General features: G+C 37.3%; 19 protein-coding genes. 17 read left to right on the forward strand and 2 right to left on the reverse strand.

Annotated elements, in window-relative coordinates; translation table 11 throughout:
• Positions 1-238 precede the first annotated feature (238 nt).
• On the reverse strand, positions 239-1,951 hold the full coding sequence (locus KHA93_RS04430) for an Rqc2 family fibronectin-binding protein (RefSeq protein WP_213109619.1): 1,713 nt from the start codon (positions 1,949-1,951) through the stop codon (positions 239-241).
• A gap of 143 nt (positions 1,952-2,094) precedes the next feature.
• Here KHA93_RS04430 and KHA93_RS04435 point away from each other — a divergent pair, with 143 nt between their 5' ends.
• From KHA93_RS04435 to spoVM, 15 genes are all read left to right on the forward strand, one after another.
• Positions 2,095-4,773: a cation-translocating P-type ATPase gene (locus KHA93_RS04435; RefSeq protein ID WP_213109620.1), complete on the forward strand. Its 2,679-nt coding sequence runs from the start codon at positions 2,095-2,097 to the stop codon at positions 4,771-4,773.
• A gap of 124 nt (positions 4,774-4,897) precedes the next feature.
• Positions 4,898-5,158: an extracellular matrix/biofilm regulator RemA gene (remA, locus tag KHA93_RS04440; protein WP_213109621.1), complete on the forward strand. Its 261-nt coding sequence runs from the start codon at positions 4,898-4,900 to the stop codon at positions 5,156-5,158.
• Between the two features lie 12 nt (positions 5,159-5,170).
• Positions 5,171-5,785, forward strand: coding sequence for a guanylate kinase (gene gmk / locus KHA93_RS04445; RefSeq protein WP_213109622.1), 615 nt, complete (start codon positions 5,171-5,173; stop codon positions 5,783-5,785).
• Positions 5,786-5,995: a DNA-directed RNA polymerase subunit omega gene (gene rpoZ, locus KHA93_RS04450; protein ID WP_213109623.1), complete on the forward strand. Its 210-nt coding sequence runs from the start codon at positions 5,786-5,788 to the stop codon at positions 5,993-5,995.
• Positions 5,996-6,091: 96 nt separating this feature from the next.
• Positions 6,092-7,291: a bifunctional phosphopantothenoylcysteine decarboxylase/phosphopantothenate--cysteine ligase CoaBC gene (gene coaBC, locus KHA93_RS04455; RefSeq protein WP_213109624.1), complete on the forward strand. Its 1,200-nt coding sequence runs from the start codon at positions 6,092-6,094 to the stop codon at positions 7,289-7,291.
• A 2-nt stretch (positions 7,292-7,293) separates the two neighbouring features.
• The gene (gene priA, locus KHA93_RS04460) at positions 7,294-9,699 is read left to right on the forward strand and encodes a primosomal protein N' (RefSeq protein WP_213109625.1); all 2,406 of its coding nucleotides are present in this window, start codon (positions 7,294-7,296) and stop codon (positions 9,697-9,699) included.
• A 29-nt stretch (positions 9,700-9,728) separates the two neighbouring features.
• Positions 9,729-10,208 (forward strand): peptide deformylase, encoded by a 480-nt coding sequence (gene def / locus KHA93_RS04465; RefSeq protein WP_213112769.1) that lies wholly within the window; start codon positions 9,729-9,731, stop codon positions 10,206-10,208.
• A complete protein-coding gene (gene fmt, locus KHA93_RS04470; protein ID WP_213109626.1) occupies positions 10,205-11,158 on the forward strand; it encodes a methionyl-tRNA formyltransferase in 954 nt (317 codons plus the stop codon). The genes def and fmt overlap by 4 nt, the downstream gene beginning before the upstream one ends.
• Positions 11,151-12,488 (forward strand): 16S rRNA (cytosine(967)-C(5))-methyltransferase RsmB, encoded by a 1,338-nt coding sequence (gene rsmB / locus KHA93_RS04475; protein WP_213109627.1) that lies wholly within the window; start codon positions 11,151-11,153, stop codon positions 12,486-12,488. The genes fmt and rsmB overlap by 8 nt, the downstream gene beginning before the upstream one ends.
• Positions 12,489-12,508: 20 nt before the next feature.
• Complete coding sequence (locus KHA93_RS04480; RefSeq protein ID WP_213109628.1) at positions 12,509-13,258, forward strand: Stp1/IreP family PP2C-type Ser/Thr phosphatase; 750 nt, start codon at positions 12,509-12,511, stop codon at positions 13,256-13,258.
• Complete coding sequence (pknB, locus tag KHA93_RS04485; protein ID WP_213109629.1) at positions 13,258-15,216, forward strand: Stk1 family PASTA domain-containing Ser/Thr kinase; 1,959 nt, start codon at positions 13,258-13,260, stop codon at positions 15,214-15,216. Before KHA93_RS04480 ends, pknB begins: the two co-directional genes overlap by 1 nt.
• Positions 15,217-15,313: 97 nt before the next feature.
• The gene (gene rsgA / locus KHA93_RS04490) at positions 15,314-16,195 is read left to right on the forward strand and encodes a ribosome small subunit-dependent GTPase A (protein WP_213109630.1); all 882 of its coding nucleotides are present in this window, start codon (positions 15,314-15,316) and stop codon (positions 16,193-16,195) included.
• A gap of 2 nt (positions 16,196-16,197) precedes the next feature.
• Positions 16,198-16,860 (forward strand): ribulose-phosphate 3-epimerase, encoded by a 663-nt coding sequence (gene rpe / locus KHA93_RS04495; RefSeq protein ID WP_213109631.1) that lies wholly within the window; start codon positions 16,198-16,200, stop codon positions 16,858-16,860.
• Positions 16,853-17,512, forward strand: coding sequence for a thiamine diphosphokinase (locus tag KHA93_RS04500; protein WP_213109632.1), 660 nt, complete (start codon positions 16,853-16,855; stop codon positions 17,510-17,512). The genes rpe and KHA93_RS04500 overlap by 8 nt, the downstream gene beginning before the upstream one ends.
• Positions 17,513-17,612: 100 nt before the next feature.
• Positions 17,613-17,693 carry a stage V sporulation protein SpoVM gene (gene spoVM / locus KHA93_RS04505; protein WP_144920313.1) on the forward strand — a complete coding sequence of 27 codons (81 nt, stop codon included), beginning with the start codon at positions 17,613-17,615 and terminating at the stop codon, positions 17,691-17,693.
• Between the two features lie 58 nt (positions 17,694-17,751).
• Here spoVM and rpmB read toward each other — a convergent pair whose 3' ends face one another.
• On the reverse strand, positions 17,752-17,940 hold the full coding sequence (gene rpmB, locus KHA93_RS04510; RefSeq protein WP_213109633.1) for a 50S ribosomal protein L28: 189 nt from the start codon (positions 17,938-17,940) through the stop codon (positions 17,752-17,754).
• Between the two features lie 444 nt (positions 17,941-18,384).
• On the opposite strand from rpmB, the gene KHA93_RS04515 reads away from it, so the two are divergent.
• Positions 18,385-18,747, forward strand: coding sequence for an Asp23/Gls24 family envelope stress response protein (locus KHA93_RS04515; protein ID WP_213109634.1), 363 nt, complete (start codon positions 18,385-18,387; stop codon positions 18,745-18,747).
• Between the two features lie 17 nt (positions 18,748-18,764).
• Positions 18,765-20,444 carry a DAK2 domain-containing protein gene (locus KHA93_RS04520; protein ID WP_213109635.1) on the forward strand — a complete coding sequence of 560 codons (1,680 nt, stop codon included), beginning with the start codon at positions 18,765-18,767 and terminating at the stop codon, positions 20,442-20,444.
• Positions 20,445-20,597 lie beyond the last annotated feature (153 nt).

Below are 20,597 nucleotides of genomic sequence, written 5' to 3' on the forward strand. Positions count from 1 at the left end.
TTTGCTGTGTAAAAGTCCATTACTGACTTTTTAACACTGTTGATTGGAGCGGAAGGCGGGAGACTCATGCTGGAATACGGGGCAGGGGAGGATCCCCCAGGCGCTTTAAGCGCCGAGGAAGCTCCCCGTACCACCCGAGGAAAGCGAGCGCCTGGAGCGCAAATCAACAATAAAGTTTATATTGTATAAATTTAAAGGGGACTTTTCAGTGCCCTCAACTCTTTTGTTAAGCAAATAATTAACTTCTTTGCATTTCCTTCACTTTATCCTCATTAGGTGTCACATACACCGTCTGCTGATTGTCATAAATAACAAACCCTGGCTTTGATCCATTAGGTTTTTTCACATGTCTTATTTTAGTAAAATCGACTGGAACGGAAGCTGAGTTTTTAGCTTTGCTGAAATATGCAGCTAACATAGCGGCTTCAAGAATGATTTCTTCCGCTGGCTCTTTGCTGCGGACGACGACATGGGACCCAGGTATATCTTTCGTGTGGAACCAGATTTCGTCTCGCCCAGCTAGTTTATTCGTTAAATAATCATTTTGTTTATTATTTTTTCCAACGAGTATTTCAGTACCATCTGAAGCTTCATACCGATCTATGACGGGTTTGGCGTTCGGATTTTTCCTTGGCCCTTTTTTATGACGAAGTCTTAAATAGCCCTGTTCTGCCAGTTCTTCACGGATTTCTTCAATGTCTCTTGTCGATGCAGAAGTAAGTTGTTGCAGTAATCCGTCAAAATAGTTGATTTCATCTTCTGCTTTTTCAATTTGTTCCTTTACTACTTGAACAGAGTTTTTCGCTTTTTGGTATTTTGTATAATAGCTCTGTGCGTTTTCGGATGGACTCTTTCTCGGCTCTAGCTCGATTGTCATTTGTCCACCATTTTCATCATAATAATTGATAACGGAAATTTCATTCATCCCTTTTTTCACGAGATGCATATTTGCTGTTAATAATTCGCCTAGTAATTGGTATTCGTCAGCTTTTTCTGCTGCTTCTAATGTCGCTTGCAGCTTTTTAACCTTTGTTTCATTTTTGTTTTTTTCATTTTTCATTAATCTTTCAAGATCAAATGCTTGCTGCTTAACTCGATCTCGATCAGCTTTGCCGAAATAAAAACGGTCGAGCATCTCACTTAATGATGAAAACTTTTTAATTTCACCTTTTATATGAGATAACGGGAATAAATAAAACTGTTCTTTTTCATCCGTAATTGTAATAGATGGCTCATAATGATGATTTTTTAACTCCTCCATCATCAAAGCAAAAGTCTTGGGAACAGTATCCCTATTTGCAAGTCCAGCTTTAAATATCAGCTCTTTTGACAAAATAGGTGAAAACCCAGCAAATCTTTCAACTATTTGTTTATCAAGCTTTCCACTATTAAAATCAATTTCCTTAAGGATGTCCTCTTCTGTAGCAGTGAGAGGATTTACTTTATCCTGCTCTGGCGGATAAATATAAGCAGATCCTGGTAGTATCGTTCGGTAACTATTTAAAGCAGTAGGTATATGCTTAATACTATCGATGATTTTTTCCTTTTCTTTATCAACTAAAATAATATTGCTATGTCGTCCCATAATTTCAACGATTAATTGTTTATAAGATTCATCACCTAGTTCATCACGGCCACGAATATCAAAAATGACAATCCGATCCATATCAACTTGCTTTATATCTAGAATGATGGCGCCTTCTAAATACTTTCTTAATATCATGCAAAACATCGGCGGCTCAGTTGGATTGTCAAATGTGTCACCTGTTATTTGCACTCTTGCATAGCTTGGATGAGCAGATAGCAGGAGTTTATGATTTTGTCTTCCAGCTCTTACGACCATAACTATTTCATTTTTATAAGGTTGGTGAATTTTACTTATTCTTCCTCCCGAAAGTTCGGAATTCAATTCATTCACCATCGCCCGTGTAAAAAAACCATCAAACGGCATTTAAAACATCCTCTTCCTATGTAAATTCGTTCATTTATTTTCAATTAACGAAAATTATATCATGAAACACCTTAACACTGAATAAACTTCCTACTATAATAGGACAACTTCTGTTTGTCGAGGAGGAAGAGAGTGATGGCCGCGTGTTGTATCATGGGATGAAAGAATCCGAAGTGGAACAGTCATTAAATACAAATACTAAAAAAGGACTGTCAGGAAAAGCAGTAGAAGCGCGCAGAAAACGATTTGGATGGAATGAATTGTCAGAGGGTGAAAAACAATCGGCTCTCCTTCTTTTTTTTAGTCAGTTTAAAGATTTCATGGTCCTCGTTTTACTTGGAGCTACCCTTCTTTCTGGACTTCTTGGTGAATATGTTGACGCCATTGCCATTATGGCGATTGTCCTTATCAATGGGTTTTTAGGATTTTTTCAAGAAAGAAAAGCAGAAAAATCTTTGCAAGCATTAAAAAATTTATCTGCACCACAAGTGAATGTATTAAGAGACGGTAAATGGATGAAGATTAATTCACGAGAAGTTGTCCCAGGTGATATTTTGAAATTTTCAAGTGGAGACCGAATGGGGGCAGATATTAGAATCATCGTTGCCAATAACTTGGAGATTGAAGAGTCAGCTTTAACGGGAGAATCGATTCCAACAGTCAAAAATACGAATCCAATAGAAGATAAGTCTCCTAACTTAGGAGATATGAATAATATGGCTTTTATGGGCACACTTGTCACTCGGGGTAATGGAATTGGGATAGTCACTTCAACGGGAATGTCTACGGCAATGGGGAGAATTGCCGATATGATTCAAACAACAACTGCCATGATGACACCATTACAGAGAAGATTAGAGCAATTAGGGAAAATATTAATAACCGTTGCACTATTTCTTACATTGCTTGTTGTTGCAGCTGGTATCGTCCATGGCCATGATGTATATACGATGTTCCTTGCTGGAGTTTCGCTTGCAGTAGCTGCAATTCCAGAAGGATTGCCAGCTATCGTTACAGTTGCATTATCCCTTGGTGTGCAAAGAATGATCAAAAAAAAGGCAATCGTCCGCAAACTTCCTGCGGTTGAAACACTAGGCTGCGCTTCAGTCATTTGTTCAGATAAGACTGGAACGATGACACTAAATCAAATGACCGTCACACATTTGTGGAGTGGTGGAAAAACGTGGCTCGTAAAAGGTGGAGACCATGAGACCAAAGGGACATTTTATGAAAATGAAAAACTTATTGAACCGAAAAAAGAAAAATCCATTTCCCAACTCCTCACTTTTGGCGTCCTTTGTAATGATACGGAGCTAGTCATTCAAGATAATGCCATTGCAATCGATGGCGATCCTACAGAAGGTGCTCTTCTTTTTGCGGCGTTGAAAGCAGGTATGCATAAAGACGAAATGACAAAGCAATTTACAATAGAAAAAGAGTTTCCGTTTGATTCATCTAGAAAAATGATGAGTGTGATTGTAAAAGATGCAAATGGAAAAAAGTTTTCGATTACAAAAGGCGCTCCGGACGTATTAATCGAAAAATGTGAATCTATTTTATGGGAAGGAAAACAACGTTTATTAAATGTTCAGCTTGTAAAAGAAGCAAAAGGGGCAGTAGACAATCTTGCGGCTCAAGCTTTGCGTACTATAGCGATTGCTTATAAACCATTACACTCGAATTCAATTCCTCAAAAAGAAGAGGAAGTAGAAAAGGGATTAACGTTTATTGGATTGCAAGGTATGATCGATCCGCCTCGTCCTGAAGTAAAATTGGCTGTTGCAGAATGTAAAACAGCGGGAATCAAAACAGTTATGATTACAGGTGATCATAAAGCCACAGCTTGCGCGATTGCAGAGCAGCTCGGAATTCTTGAACACAAGGATCAAGTGATGGATGGACAGCTGTTAAATGAATTATCTGTTGAAGAATTAGAAAATGTCGTAGAAGATATCGCTGTTTTTGCCAGAGTCACTCCTGAACATAAATTGAAAATAGTAAAAGCTTTTCAAAATAGAGGACATGTTGTCGCAATGACGGGTGATGGTATTAATGATGCACCTGCCATTAAAGCGGCTGATATTGGGATTGCGATGGGGATTACTGGAACAGATGTCGCAAAAGAAGCATCATCTCTCATTTTACTTGATGATAATTTTGCAACGATTAAAGCGGCTATTAAAGAAGGGCGCAATATATATGAAAATATACGGAAATTTATACGTTATTTACTAGCATCAAATGTTGGTGAAATTTTAGTAATGCTATTTGCGATGCTTATGTCTTTGCCATTACCCCTCGTTCCTATCCAAATACTATGGGTGAACCTCGTAACAGATGGGTTGCCAGCCATGGCACTAGGTTTAGATCAACCTGAAGAGAATGTGATGAAACGAAAACCGCGTCATATTAAAGAAGGGGTTTTTGCGAGAAGATTAGGCTGGAAAATCATTTCTAGAGGCTTTCTCATTGGGTTTGCAACATTGGTTGCGTTTATTATCATCTATCATCGAAATCCAAACGATCTCCCTTATGCACAAACGGTTGCATTTGCTACACTAGTCATGGCTCAGCTTATCCATGTTTTTGATTGTAGAAGTGAAGTTTCCGTATTTTCAAGGAATCCATTTGAAAATAAATTTTTAGTTTGGTCTGTCATTTCCTCAGCTGCCCTTATGTTTGCGGTAATATATGTTCCTCTATTACAGCCGATTTTTCATACTGTATCAATAGCAGCAAATGATTGGCTTTTAATTATTGGTATGAGTGCTTTACCAACTTTTTTACTAGCGGGATCATTTTTTATAAGAAAAAAGAAATAACTTATGATATAATTCTAAAGGTGATAGAGGATTCTCTATTGCCTTTTCTATTGTGATAGGGAAAAATGATGAATAAGTGTATAGAAATAAGAAAAATAACCGATAGTTGGATTGGGGGAGCAATATGTCAATTAAGCTCTTAAACATAGGTTTTGGGAATATTGTTTCAGCGAATCGAATTATATCAATTGTACGACCTGAATCTGCACCTATCAAAAGGATCATACAAGAGGCACGGGATCGTGCGACTTTAATAGATGCTACTTATGGAAGACGGACGAGGGCAGTGATTATTATGGATAGTGAACATGTCATTCTTTCAGCCGTGCAGCCAGAAACGGTTGCTCAGCGTTTATTTGGGAAAGATGACAATGAGGAAGGGTAGGAACAACGTAAAATGAAAGAAAAAGGATTGCTGATTGTCCTTTCCGGACCTTCAGGTGTTGGAAAAGGAACAGTGAGGCATGCGATATTTTCTCGTCCAGGTGCCAAATTTGAGTACTCCATTTCAATGACGACGAGAAAACCACGAGAAGGTGAAGTTGACGGCGTTGATTATTTCTTTAGAAGCCGTGAAGAATTTGAACAATTAATGAATGAAGGTAGATTGTTGGAGTACGCAGAATACGTCGGAAATTATTATGGAACTCCTCTTGATTACGTAAACGAAACCCTTGGATCTGGTAAGGACGTTTTTCTTGAAATTGAAGTGCAAGGCGCTAAGCAAGTTCGTGAAAAGGTTCCAGAGGGGCTCTTTATTTTCCTCATGCCGCCAAATCTTAATGAGCTAGAAAGCAGAATTGTCGGTAGAGGAACGGAATCCGTAGAGTTAATTCGAAATCGTATGGAAGCTGCTAAAAGAGAAATTGAATTAATGAGCTTGTATGATTATATTGTTGAAAACGATCACGTTGATTTAGCAGTGGAACGCATTAACGCCATTGTCCTCGCTGAGCATTGTCGCAGTGAAAGGGCAGCTTCGAAATACATAAAAATGCTGGAGGGTAAATAAATGTTATATCCATCAATTGATAAGCTAATGACCGTCATTGACTCGAAGTACTCACTTGTAACAATTGCTTCACGTCGTGCCCGAAATTTACAGGATGAAGAAAATCCAAGGTTGAATCACTATCGGTCGCATAAATATGTCGGTAAAGCACTAGAAGAAATATATGGCGGTGTACTAAAGCTTCAAGCTTCAAATGAAGATAATGAATAACAAAATTCTCAACGGCAACCTACAAATGGTTGTCTTTTCTGTTTCTTTCAGACAATAATAATATAAATGATGATTTGATGATGGGAGATTAATAAAATGAGCGAAAAAAATATTTTATTATGCGTAAGCGGAGGAATCGCTGTGTACAAGGCTTGCGCACTAACAAGCAAGCTCGTACAAAATGGCTATAATGTGAAAGTGATCATGAGTGAATCGGCTACGAAATTTGTATCTCCTCTTACCTTCCAGGCATTATCAAGAAATGAAGTATATACAGATACATTTATAGAAAATAATCCTGAAGTGATTGCTCATATCGATGTTGCGGATTGGGCAGATCTTATTATTGTTGCGCCTGCCACTGCAAATATGATCGGGAAACTTGCAAATGGGATTGCAGATGATATGATTTCTACCACCTTGCTCGCTGCAACGGCTCCTGTTTGGGTTGCCCCCGCCATGAATGTACATATGTATAGTCATCCAGCAGTACAAAAAAATATTCAAACTCTTTATCAATATGGACATCGCTTTATTGAACCAGGGGAAGGATATTTAGCGTGCGGTTATATCGGAAAAGGAAGATTGGAAGAACCGGAGAAAATAGTGGAATTGATTCATTCTCATTTTAATTCGTTGCCACTGCCTTTAAATGGAAAGAAGGTTTTAATAACGGCAGGTCCTACTAAAGAAAAAATCGATCCTGTACGATACGTTACGAATCACTCCAGTGGAAAAATGGGATACGCTCTTGCTGAGGAAGCAGTAAAGATGGGTGCTGATGTTGTCTTAGTTTCAGGTGCTGACAATACGGAAGTTCCTGCTGGCGTCACATTTCTCAAAATAGAAAGTGCAGAAGATATGTATAACGAAGTAATGAAGTATTATCCTCAAGTGGATGTCGTAATTAAAAGTGCTGCAGTGGCAGATTACAAGCCAAGTCTTGTTTATGATAAGAAAGTGAAGAAACAGGATGGAAACTTAATGATAGAATTTGAAAGAACGAAAGACATCTTACAGGAATTAGGTAAAAATAAGGATCGTCAATTTCTTGTTGGGTTTGCAGCGGAAACAAATGATTTGGAAAAATACGCACTTCAAAAGTTAGAAAGAAAAAATTTAGATATGATTGTTGGAAACAATATTCTTGAAGCTGGAGCGGGTTTTTCAGGGGATACAAATATCGTTACGATTTTCCATAAAGATAAATCAGTTAAAAAACTTCCATTATTAAGTAAGCATGAAACGGCTAAAGAAATTTTAGGAGAAATCATCCTCAAAATGGGAGATGACTAATAATGAATATAGCTACAGTGATTGTAGATGTACCTGCTCTTGGAACAGATAAAGAATTTGATTACCTTATTCCTGAAAAATGGATTGGAATCATTGAAACTGGAATGAGAGTAGCAGTTCCTTTTGGACCAAGGACGATACAAGGGTTTGTCACTGGACTAAAAAATGATAGTTCTTTTTCAGAGAAATTAAAAGAATTAAAAGAGCCACTCGATTTAACACCTGTTCTGAACGAGGAATTGCTCAAACTTGGAGAATGGTTAGCTACAGATACACTTTCTTTTAAAATATCATGTTTTCAAGCGATGCTTCCTGCAGCAATGAAAGCAAAATACGAAAAACGTTTTCTACGAATTAACATGGACGATAACCCATTTCTTGATGATTTATTTGACGGGAAAACGGAGATTACATGGAAAAAGGCAGAAGAACAAAATATCCTTCCTGCCCTCCATGCTCAAATAAAATTAGGTAATGCCGAGGTTGTGTATAATGTAAAAAGTCTTGCTAATAAAAAGATGAGAAAAGTCTATCAAACTATGATGAATAATGAAGAAATTATATTATTGGTGAATTCTCTTCCACAAAATGCAATCAATCAAAAACGGATTCTTGAATACGTAATAAAGCGTCAAGCTATTCAATATACCGCAAAAGAGTTAGCAGAAACTGGCTCACCACAGTCTTCTATTCAAGCATTAGTAAAAAAGGGAGTCTTTACTGAAAAAAGCGAGGAAATATATCGTGATCCATTTGCTCATAAGCAATTTAATCGTTCTGCACCACTTCCATTAACGGAGGAGCAAAATAAAGTCATTGCACCAATATTAGAAACAATTGAATCTGAGAATTATGAAACTTTCCTTTTATATGGTGTTACAGGTAGTGGAAAAACGGAAATTTATTTACAGTCCATTCAAAGAGTATTAGACAAAGGACAGGAAGCCATCGTTCTTGTACCTGAAATCTCGCTTACACCGCAAATGGTTGATCGATTTAAAAGTAGGTTTGGCGATGATGTAGCGGTATTGCATAGTGGTCTTTCAATAGGTGAGAAATACGATGAATGGAGGAAGGTGCAAAGAAAAGAGGCAAAGGTTGTCGTTGGAGCTCGTTCTGCAGTATTTGCTCCTTTTGAAAATTTAGGAATTATCATTATTGATGAAGAGCATGAAACAAGCTATAAACAAGAGGAACTGCCACGGTATCACGCTAGAGATGTCGCTATTTATCGAGCGAAGCATCACCATTGCCCTGTTATTCTTGGTAGTGCAACACCATCTCTTGAAACATTTGCAAGAGCGCAAAAGAAGGTGTATCACCAACTTACTTTAGCAAAAAGGATGAATAATAAAGAACTTCCTCACGTTTCAATCATAGATATGCGTGAAGAAATGAGAGACGGAAATCGTTCGATGTTTTCTAGAGAATTGCATTCTAAACTTGAAGACCGTTTAGAGAAAAAAGAACAAACGATTTTATTTCTTAATAGAAGAGGACATTCCTCATTTATGATGTGTAGAGACTGTGGGTATGTAATGCAATGTCCTCATTGTGATATATCGCTAACCTATCATCAATATACGAACGAAATGAAATGTCATTACTGTGGGTATATTTCATTTGTACCAAGTACTTGTCCTGAATGTTCAAGCAACCACATTCGTTATTTTGGTACAGGTACCCAAAAAGTGGAAGAAGAATTGTATAAAATTTTCCCAGAAGCAAGAGTTGTTCGTATGGATGTCGATACAACGGGACGAAAGGGAGCCCATGAAAAGCTATTGGAGCATTTTCAATCGGGAAAAGCGGATATTTTACTCGGGACGCAAATGATTGCAAAAGGACTTGATTTTCCAAACATTACTCTTGTTGGAGTTCTAAGTGCTGATACGATGCTTCATTTACCTGATTTTAGAGCAAGTGAAAAAACATTTCAGCTTCTTACTCAAGTTAGCGGCAGAGCAGGTAGGCATGAGCTGAGTGGAGAGGTAGTTATTCAAACATATACTCCGGAGCATTACAGTGTTGAATATGCAGGAGATCAAGATTATAATCGCTTTTATCATCAAGAGATGGTTATGCGCAAGGTCGGTTCTTACCCACCTTTTTATTATTTAACTCTAATTACCATTAGCCACGAAGATTTAATGAAAACAGTTTCGACGACAGAAAAGATTACAAAATATGTGCAATCAAGAATTTCTAATGAAGCAATTATTTTAGGTCCGGTTGCGTCGCCGATCCCTCGTATCAATAATAGATATCGTTATCAATGTTTGATAAAATACAAACATGAACCAGAATTAAAACCGACGTTACACAAAGTATTGGAACATTATCAACAGCAGTATATTAAAGAAGGTCTGGCTATTTCGATAGATGTGAATCCTTATATGATGATGTAACTGAATAGAAGAGAGTGAAAATATTGGCAATCCTCAACATTGTACAACATCCATCAACTATATTAGAGAGAAAATGCGAGAGAGTTACCGAGTTTGGACACGAGTTGCATCAATTATTAGAAGATATGTATGAAACGATGATAGAAGCAGATGGAGTTGGCCTTGCTGCTCCACAAGTGGGTGTTAGCAAACAAATAGCACTCATCGAACTCGTTGAAGAGGAAGGAAGGCTGGAACTTATCAATCCTAAAATCATTGAACGTAGTGGAGAGCAGACGGATATTGAAGGATGTTTAAGTTTTCCCGGCCTTTATGGAACTGTTTCTAGGAATTATACTGTAACTATTCAAGCAATGGACCGTAATGGAAGTAATTTTACGTTGATTGCAGAGGATTACTTAGCTCGAGTGATCCAGCATGAACTGGATCACTTAGATGGAGTACTTTTTACTTCAAAAATAATAGAATATGTTGATGAAGAAGATTTAGAAAGTAGTGAAGATGAATGACGAAAATCGTATTTATGGGTACACCGGATTTTTCAGTACCAGTGCTAAAAACTTTAATCGAAAATGGATATGATATTTTAGCAGTAGTAACCCAGCCAGATCGCCCTGTAGGTCGGAAAAAAGTTCTGACCCCACCACCTGTAAAAGTCGAAGCAGAACGTCAAGGAATACGTGTACTTCAACCAGAAAAAATTCGTGATACGGAATCTGCAAATGAAATTCTTAATTTAGAACCAGATTTGATCGTCACCGCTGCATATGGACAAATATTGCCAACATCTATTCTTGAAGCCCCTAAATATGGTTGTATCAACGTCCATGCCTCACTACTACCTGAATTAAGGGGTGGCGCACCTATTCATTATGCAATATTACAAGGGAAAGAAAAAACAGGAATTACGATCATGTATATGGTAGATAAACTAGATGCCGGAGATATTATTAGCCAAGTCGAGGTTCCGATACATGAAGATGATAATGTTGGGACTTTACATGATAAGCTAAGTATGGCTGGTTCTGAGTTGCTTATTAATACGATTCCTATACTAATCTCAGGTGAAATTAAGGCTACGCCTCAAGATCACGAGAAAGCTACATTTGCTTCTAACATTAAACGTGAACAAGAAAAAATCAATTGGCATGATAATGGAGAGAAGATTTACAATCAAATAAGAGGCTTGTGTCCATGGCCAGTCGCTTACACTACATTTAATAGTCAAGTTTGGAAAGTGTGGAAAGCGGAGAAAATAAATGTAGTTGAAGAACATCACCCCGGAGAAGTCATATCAATGGAGCAGAATGGTTTCGTTATTTCTACTGGGAATAAAATAGGAATAAAAATAGTAGAACTTCAGCCAGCAGGTAAGAAAAAAATGTCTGCACAGCAATTTTTACACGGGGCTGGAAACGAAATCAGTCTTGGAACCAGATTGGATACTTACGATGAATAAACAGAAAAAAACAGTTAGAGAAGCAGCATTAGATGTTTTGATTGCCATTGATCAACATCAATCCTACAGTAATTTACTTTTAAACCAAGTCATAAAAAAATATCAAATTACTGGTCCAGATACGGGTTTGTTGACTGAAATCGTATACGGTACGATACAACGCAAGATGACTTTAGATTATTATTTGCAACCTTTCATAAAGAAGAAGTTGGAGCAATGGGTCCATATTTTACTTCGCCTTTCTCTTTATCAAATGATTTATTTAGATAAAGTTCCAGATCGAGCCATTATATTTGAAGCAGTGGAAATTGCAAAAAAGCGCGGACATAGAGGGATTGTTGGTCTTGTAAATGGGATTTTAAGATCGGTGCAAAGAGAAGGTCTCCGGTCACTTGATGCGATTACGGACCCTGTTGAAAAACTTTCGATAGAGACAAGCCATCCACTTTGGCTCGTGAGAAGATGGATCGATCAATACGGTTTCGAAAAAGCAAAAGCAATGTGTGAAGAGAATCTATTGGCACCCGTTCAAACTGTAAGAATTAATGAGACGAAGACTAATAGAGAAGAAGTGTGCAGCATGCTCGAAGTGGAAGGTTTTTCAGTCGAGGTAAGCCCGATCATTTCAGAATCAATCCGAATTTTAAAAGGGAATGCTGCAAATTCGGACTTATATAAAAAAGGATACTACAGTATTCAAGATGAAAGTTCGATGGCAGTTGCTTATGCCCTTGAAATTGCACCAAATATGGCAGTTCTAGATGCTTGTGCGGCACCAGGGGGGAAAACTGGACATATTGCCGAATTATTAAAGGGAACAGGAAAGGTCACTTCATTAGATCTTCATCCGCATAAAATTAAGCTGATTAAGGAAAATGCATCACGTCTAGGCCTTAATAATATCGATGCTTTAGTAATGGATAGCCGTCATTCAGGTGATTCATTTCAATCTGAGTCATTTGATCGAATACTAGTTGACGCACCGTGTTCAGGACTTGGTGTGTTAAGAAGAAAACCGGATATAAAATATTCAAAAACGGATGAAGATATCCAATCACTAAGGGAAGTCCAGCTTCGTATATTGGATGCAACAGCTTCATTATTAAAAAAGGGTGGACTTCTTGTCTACAGTACTTGTACAGTTGATCTAGAGGAAAACTTTGGAACAGCTGCTGCGTTTCTTGAACTGCATGAAGACTTTGAGTCTCATGCCCTTACTTTGCCAACAGCACTTTCTCATTTCATTAAAGAAGGCTCAAATACCATTCAAATTTTTCCGCAAGATTTTGGCGGTGATGGATTTTTTATTTCGTGTTTTAGAAAGAAGTAGCCTAAAGAGGGGACGAGAGTATGAAAGCTTTATTTAAAACGGACAAAGGCAAGGTCCGGCCACATAACGAAGACAATGGCGGAATTTTTTATAATAAAAAGGGGAACTGTTTAGCGATAGTTGCGGATGGAATGGGTGGCCATCAAGCCGGAGAAGTTGCAAGTCGCATTGCTGTCATGAAGCTTCAAGAATTATGGGCGGATGTTGATGATGAATTTACACCAGAATCAGCAGGAAAATGGTTCTTGGATAATGTGACCTTGGTGAATAAGGAAATATTCGACCATTCACAACAACATCAAGAATACAATGGTATGGGCACCACATTAGTCGCAACCATTTGTACTGATACTTTTGCGACGATTGTAAATATTGGAGATAGTCGCTGCTATCTGTTAAATGATAGTGGATTTAATCAGTTGACAGAAGATCATTCACTAGTCAATGAATTGATAAAAGCCGGACAAATTTCTCCTGAGGATGCTGAATTGCATCCGCGAAAAAATGTGTTATTAAATGCGATGGGGACGGAATCTAACATAGATATGGACATTTCTACTATTACCTTTGAAGAAGATAATAAGCTTCTTCTTTGTTCGGACGGTTTATCTAATAAAGTATCTAATTCTGAAATGGAAAAGATATTAATGGATGATACAAATTTAAATGAAAAAGCCGATGCTCTTATTCAACTTGCAAATCATTATGGTGGAGAAGATAATATTTCACTCGCCATTGTTTGTGCTTGCCCTGAAAGCGGGTGCGCGTAATGTTATTGGGAAAAAGAATTAGCGGCCGCTATAAATTGTTGCAAATGATAGGCGGAGGCGGTATGGCTAATGTTTATCTTGCACATGATATGATATTAGATCGTGATGTCGCGATTAAAATATTGCGGTTAGAGTTTGCCACCGAGGATGAGTTTATCCGCCGATTTCAAAGAGAGGCCCAATCAGCAACTAGTTTGACCCATGAAAATATCGTAAGTATATACGATGTTGGGGAAGAAGACGATATTTACTATATCGTTATGGAGTATGTCGATGGAATGACATTAAAGCAATACATACAATATTACCATCCAATTCCGCTTGAACAGACTCTAGATATAATGAAACAATTAACATCAGCTATTTCCCATGCCCATCAAAATCATATTGTTCATCGTGATATCAAGCCGCAAAATATATTGATCGATCACCACGGAAATGTAATGATTACCGATTTTGGCATTGCGATGGCTTTATCAGCCACTTCAATTACGCAAACGAATGCTGTACTCGGTTCAGTGCATTATTTGTCACCAGAACAAGCGCGGGGTGGGATGGCAACTAAAAAATCTGATATTTATTCTTTAGGAATAGTCATGTTCGAGCTTTTGACCGGTAGGCTCCCTTTTTCAGGAGAATCGGCTGTATCAATTGCATTAAAGCATTTGCAATCAGAAACACCATCACCTAGTCGGTGGAATCCTGATATTCCTCAGAGTGTTGAAAATATTGTTTTAAAAGCAACTGCTAAGGATCCATTTGTCCGTTATGCAAATACAGACGAAATGGCAAAGGATCTAGAAACGGCATTGGACATCGATAGAATAAACGAACCTAAGTTTACGATACCTGAAGATATCGAGGCGACAAAAGCAATTCCAGTCATAACTGCAGAAAACGACCCTAGCATAAATGACAAAACGATTCTTCACAAGAATAAGAAAGAAGAAGTAAAAAAATCGAATGATCCTAATAAAAAACCTAAGCGTAAGAAGAAATGGCCATGGGTCATTGGAATATTTTTAACTTTAGTGCTCTTATCACTTATTTTCGTGACATATGTATTTCCTGCTCTCCAAAATGCGAAAAATGTAGAAATTCCTGATGTCAGTGGGGAAGAATTAAATGATGCTGTCGTTCTTCTTGTCGGTGAAGGTCTAAAAATAGGAAACAAAATAGACACTCCAAGTGATGAGGTTCCAGAAGGTATTGTCATAAAGACAAGTCCTAAAGCTGGCATGACTGTTAAAAAGGGTTATTCAGTTGACTTATATATAAGCACTGGAAAAAACAAATTTATTTTAGATGACTACACGGGCAAAAGCATTGATGACGTAAAAAAACTTTTAGAGAATGAAGGATTTGAGAATTTTAATATCACTCAAAAGCATGATGAATCACAAGAAGGGACGATATTAGAGCAATCACCAAGTCCTGAAACACCTGTTATTCCTGAAGAAGCGGTTCTTTCTTTTGTTGTGAGCCTTGGAGAAGAGAAAATAACATTGAAAGATTTGCGTGGATATAACACTAAAGGCTTGGAAAACTATGGAGAATCTTCAGGATTATACATTGATATGTCGCATGAACAGTATTCTGATGATGTTACTGAAGGGCTTGTGATTTCTCAAGATCCAGCTCCAAATGCTCAGCTTTCAAAAGGAGATCAAGTTACTGTCGTAATTTCCAAAGGTCGAGAAGAGATCCCTCCAAAAAGTACAACTAAAAAAGTAACAATTCCATATGCTCCAACGGAGGAAGGGGAACCACAAGTAATCGTTATTCGAATTGAGGATTTCAATCATACAATGTCTGATCCGGTGGAAACCTTTGAGATTACTGAAACTGTAGAGAAAGAATTGCAATTCACGATTGAAAAAGGAAAAACTGCAAAATATCAAATTATTAGAGATAATTATGTTATAGATGAGGACGAGATTTCATATCCAGGTGATTAACAGTTACCTGGATATGAAATTTATCTTACATGAATGTTTAGAGAAACCGTAGAAGTATAAATTGTCTAATATCAAATGTTTTGAAAGGAACGGTGCTATGACTGAAGGGAAAATTATTAAAGCGCTTAGTGGTTTTTATTATGTTTTATCGGATGGTAAGATGGTTCAGTGTAGGGGCAGGGGGGTCTTTCGCAAAAACAAAATAACTCCTCTTGTTGGAGATAACGTTATTTTTCAAGCTGAAAATGATAGAGAAGGTTATATTATGGAAGTAAAGCCTCGCAAAAATGAGCTTGTAAGACCTCCTATTGCTAACATCGACCAAGCGATATTAATTTTTTCTTCTACAGAACCGGAATTTAGTCCATTATTACTCGACCGTTTCCTTGTAAATGTTGAATCAAATGAAATCCAGCCTATTATATGTATAACAAAAGCAGATTTATTAGCGGAAAATGAAAGAACGGAAGTAAATAGTTATTTAGAATATTATCGTTCAATTGGATATGAAGTAGTATTGTTATCAGCGAAAACAGAAGAAGGGATTAACGAGTTATACCCTTTATTGAAAAGTAAAACCAGTGTTTTTGCAGGGCAATCAGGTGTTGGGAAATCATCGCTAATCAATGCTTTGAATCCCGAACTACAGTTAAAAACAGATGAAATATCTAGCCATCTTGGTAGGGGTAAACATACAACCCGACATGTAGAGTTAATGGAAGTTCGTGAAGGACTTGTAGCAGATACACCGGGATTTAGTTCACTTGATTTTACTAATATTGAAGCTGAGGATTTAGCTTATGCATTTCCCGAAATCTCTGAAAAAAGTGAGGAATGTAAATTTCGGGGCTGTCTTCACGTAAATGAACCGAAATGCGCTGTAAAAACTGCAGTTGAAAAAAATGAGATTTCAAGAGAACGATATGATCATTACCTTCTATTTTTACAGGAAATAAAAGAGAGAAAGCCGAGGTATTGAGTATGATAAAAATCGCTCCATCCATATTGGCTGCCGACTTTTCAAAATTGGCTGAAGAGGTCAAAGACGTTGAAAAAGGGGGAGCGGATTATATCCATATTGATGTTATGGATGGTCACTTCGTCCCTAATATATCGATGGGGCCAGTTGTTGTAGAGGCAGTAAGAAAAGCAACTAATCTGCCACTTGATGTTCACCTCATGATTGAAAATCCTGATCGATATATAAAAGCATTTGCAGAAGCAGGAGCTGACATTATTACAGTACATGTTGAAGCAACTCGACATTTACATCGCACATTGCAAGAAATTAGAAAAAATGGTGTAAAATCTGGAGTTGTATTAAATCCAGCCACTCCGGCTTCTACGATCGCGCATGTGCTGGAAGAAATAGACATGGTTTTGTTAATGACAGTAAACCCAGGATTTGGAGGGCAAGCTTTTATTGATGCAGTTTTGCCTAAAATCAGTGAAGTAAGAAGAATGATTGAGAAAAGAGAATTATGTATTGATATTGAAGTGGATGGAGGCATCCATGAAGGTACAATTATTGCATGCCAAAAAGCAGGTGCAAATGTATTCGTTGCCGGGTCTGCCATTTTTAATAGAAAGGATCGGCATGCGGCCATTCGAGATATCCGCTCAAAACTAGTAAACAATGAATGAAGAGAAAAAGATCATTCATATTGTAGCAGGGGGACCTCTTGAATTAATCCCTGAGTTAACTCGATTTCCCAACAATATTATCTGGATGGGTGTCGATAGGGGAGTTTATTATTTATTGAAAAAAGGGATTACGCCAGATTACGCAGTTGGTGATTTTGATTCTGTTACCGATGAGGAATGGTCAATAATTGACAAGAACATCCGAGACATTAATAAATATAAACCGGAAAAAGATGAAACAGACATGGAGCTAGCCATGATGTGGGCAGTCCAGCAAAAGCCACATATGATTAAAATATATGGAGCAACTGGTGGAAGGTTGGACCATTTTATGGCAAATGCTCTTATGCTTTCACGATATCAAAATCAAAATCCTCTTATAAAAATTGAAATGATAGACAAACAAAATTCTTTATCCGTCTACTATCCAGGTCACTATCGAGTGGAAAATGACAATGTAAAAAAATATATTTCCTTTATCCCACTTACAAAGGAAGTTGTGCATCTCTCCTTAACCGGTTTTAAATACCCCTTAATCAACCGAACCGTAGAATTTGGATCGTCCTTATGTATTAGTAATGAACTTATCGAACAATATGGTAATTTTTCATTTGAAAAAGGCATATTAATGATGATAAGAAGTACTGATTAGCAACTGGCCCATTTTCTGTTCGGGGGCGTACTTATCCATACATGACGAATATAATACAATTGGGTGACTGGTGGGTATTTTAGATTAGGAGGGAATTTTAATGAGATTTTATACAATTAAACTCCCTAGATTTTTGGGAGGAATCGTTAGAGCGATGTTAGGGACATTTAAAAAAGGCTAATATGAAAATGGAAAAGGCACCTTTACAGGCGCCTTTTTGTTTGGATTATTATTCCATATTATACGCGTTCAACTTTTCCAGACTTAAGTGCTCTAGCGGATACCCATACGCGTTGTGGTTTACCATTAACGAGAATGCGTACTTTTTGAAGATTAGCTCCCCAAGTACGTTTGTTTGCGTTCATCGCGTGTGATCTTTTGTTGCCAGTACTTGTTTTGCGGCCTGTAATAACACATTGCTTAGCCATATTTAAATTCCCTCCCGTCGCTGAAGTAAGACTATGAGTTGGTTCATCACTTCAATGATTATTCCACTTAGTAAAAATATACTTTAATAATTTATCATACATACATATAGAATGCAATACTTCACCAACTCTCCGAATGATTAATACTCATGTAAAACTTTAAAAATAACGGTGATTATAGTAAAATAGGCTTATCTATGTTGTGAATGCGATAACATTTTTTAATGAAAAGCAAAGTATAAGTTTTTTAAAAGGTATATATATTTTTGAACTTAGGCTTTTGCTGTCTAGCTACAGACGCCATCGGCTTGAGGTCAAATAACCTTAGTCTAAAATACAAAGATCTGACTTTTGGCGTCTCAGAACATTTGCTTGTCGAAGTTAGAGGGCGCCTTGCGCTTTTCTATCGTTCATGGATTTTTCGACCAATAAGGAGGAAATTACATGTCTATCGAAATGAAAACAAAGTATGGCCAGATTGATATATCCAATGAAGTAATTGCAACGATTGCTGGAGGTGCAGCAGTCGATTGCTATGGAATCGTAGGAATGGCTTCCAAAAATCAAATAAGGGATGGTTTAACGGACATATTGCGTAAGGAGAACTTTACGCGAGGGATAATAATCCGGCAGGAAGAACAAGCATTACACATAGACATGTATATTATTGTGAGCTATGGAACGAAAATTTCAGAGGTTGCCCATAATGTGCAATCCAAGGTAAAATACACACTTGAACAAACTATAGGTATTTCAGCCGATACAGTAAATATTTTTGTTCAAGGGGTTCGAGTAACGAATCCGTAATGAGGAGGAAAAAGTACGTGTCTATTACATCATTAGATGGAAATCGGTTTGCCGAGATGATCATAATAGGATCCAATCATTTAGCTGCAAATGCTAAAATGGTTGACGCACTAAATGTGTTTCCAGTTCCTGACGGGGATACTGGAACAAATATGAATCTTTCGATGTCATCGGGCTCGAAAGAAGTACAAAATAATAGGCAAGCACATATTGGGAAAGTTGCCGCTTCATTATCGAAGGGCTTATTAATGGGTGCACGCGGAAATTCAGGAGTAATTTTATCTCAGCTTTTCCGTGGATTTGCAAAAGATATTGAATCAAAACCTTTTCTTTCAGCTTCAGAATTTGCACATGCACTTGAAGCTGGAGTAACTACAGCTTATAAAGCAGTAATGAAACCAGTAGAAGGTACGATATTGACTGTTGCAAAAGATGCTGCAAAAAAAGCCGTCGAAATAGCGAATGCTGAGTCGGATATTGTTATCATTATGGAAAAAACATTACAGGAGGCAAAAGCTTCCTTAGAAAGAACTCCTGATTTACTTCCGGTTTTAAAAGAGGTAGGAGTTGTTGATAGTGGAGGACAAGGTTTAGTTTGCGTGTATGAAGGTTTTTTAGCAGTATTAAAGGGGGAAAAGCTCCCCGATACGCCTGCACTTGCACCAACTTTGGAAGAACTTGTTAGTGCCCAGCACCATCAAAATGTACAAAGTTTCATGAATACAGAAGATATCGTATATGGATACTGCACCGAGTTTATGGTGAAATTTGAAAACGATAAAAAGAAATTCTCAGAAATTGATTTTCAACAGGATTTAAGTAAGTTTGGAGATTCTTTGCTCGTTATTTCTGACGATGATGTTGTTAAAGTCCATATACACTCTGAGCATCCAGGTGATGTATTATCGTACGGTCAACAATATGGAAGCTTAATTAATATGAAAATCGAAAATATGAGGGAACAGCATAGTTCTATTGTAAGTGATGACCGTCATCAACATGGCAATGTTGTTTCCACTCAAAATATTCCAAAAGAAAAACAGGAATACGCAATTATTGCCGTTTCAATGGGTTCAGGCATAGCCAATCTTTTTAAAAGCATTGGTGCAACTGAAGTGATCGAAGGCGGTCAAACGATGAATCCAAGTACGGAAGATATTATGAAATCTATAAAAACAGCAAACGCAAAAAAAATCATTATTCTTCCTAATAATAAAAATATCATCATGGCTGCTGAACAAGCAGCAGAAATGGCTCAGGAAGAAGTGGTTGTCGTTCCGACAAAAACGGTCCCTCAAGGCTTAGCTGCGGTATTGGCATTCAATCCTACTCAATCCCTAGAAAAAAATGGACAAGGTATGGAGGAAGCTATATCTGCCATTAAAACAGGACAAATCACTTTTGCAGTACGTGATACAAATATTGATGGTCTCCAAATTGCTAAAGGAGACTATATGGGAATAAATGATGGGAAAATTGTTGAGACAAATAAGGATTTAGTCAAGGCAGCTTATCATTTGTTAACGAATATGATAGACGAAGATTCGGAAATTCTTACTGTAATATATGGTGAAGATACAAAGCAGAGTGAACTAGATCAACTTTTAGAATTAATTAATGAAAATTACGAAGATATCGAAGTAGAAGTCCATAATGGAAATCAACCTTTATATCACTTTATTTTTTCAGTTGAATAATATAAAGTAGGCTTTGTTAAAGTCATTGTTAAGCTACTACATTGATTGTAGTGGAAGACTCGAGAATACTCCTGTGAGAAGAATAGTGCTGAGTTGCCTCGTCCTGTCTGCGGAAATTAACATAAAAAGTTACAGAGCTACAAACAAAATGAA

This window comes from Lederbergia citrisecunda, from assembly GCF_018343695.1.
GTDB classification, from domain to species: Bacteria; Bacillota; Bacilli; order Bacillales; family Bacillaceae_C; genus Lederbergia; species Lederbergia citrisecunda.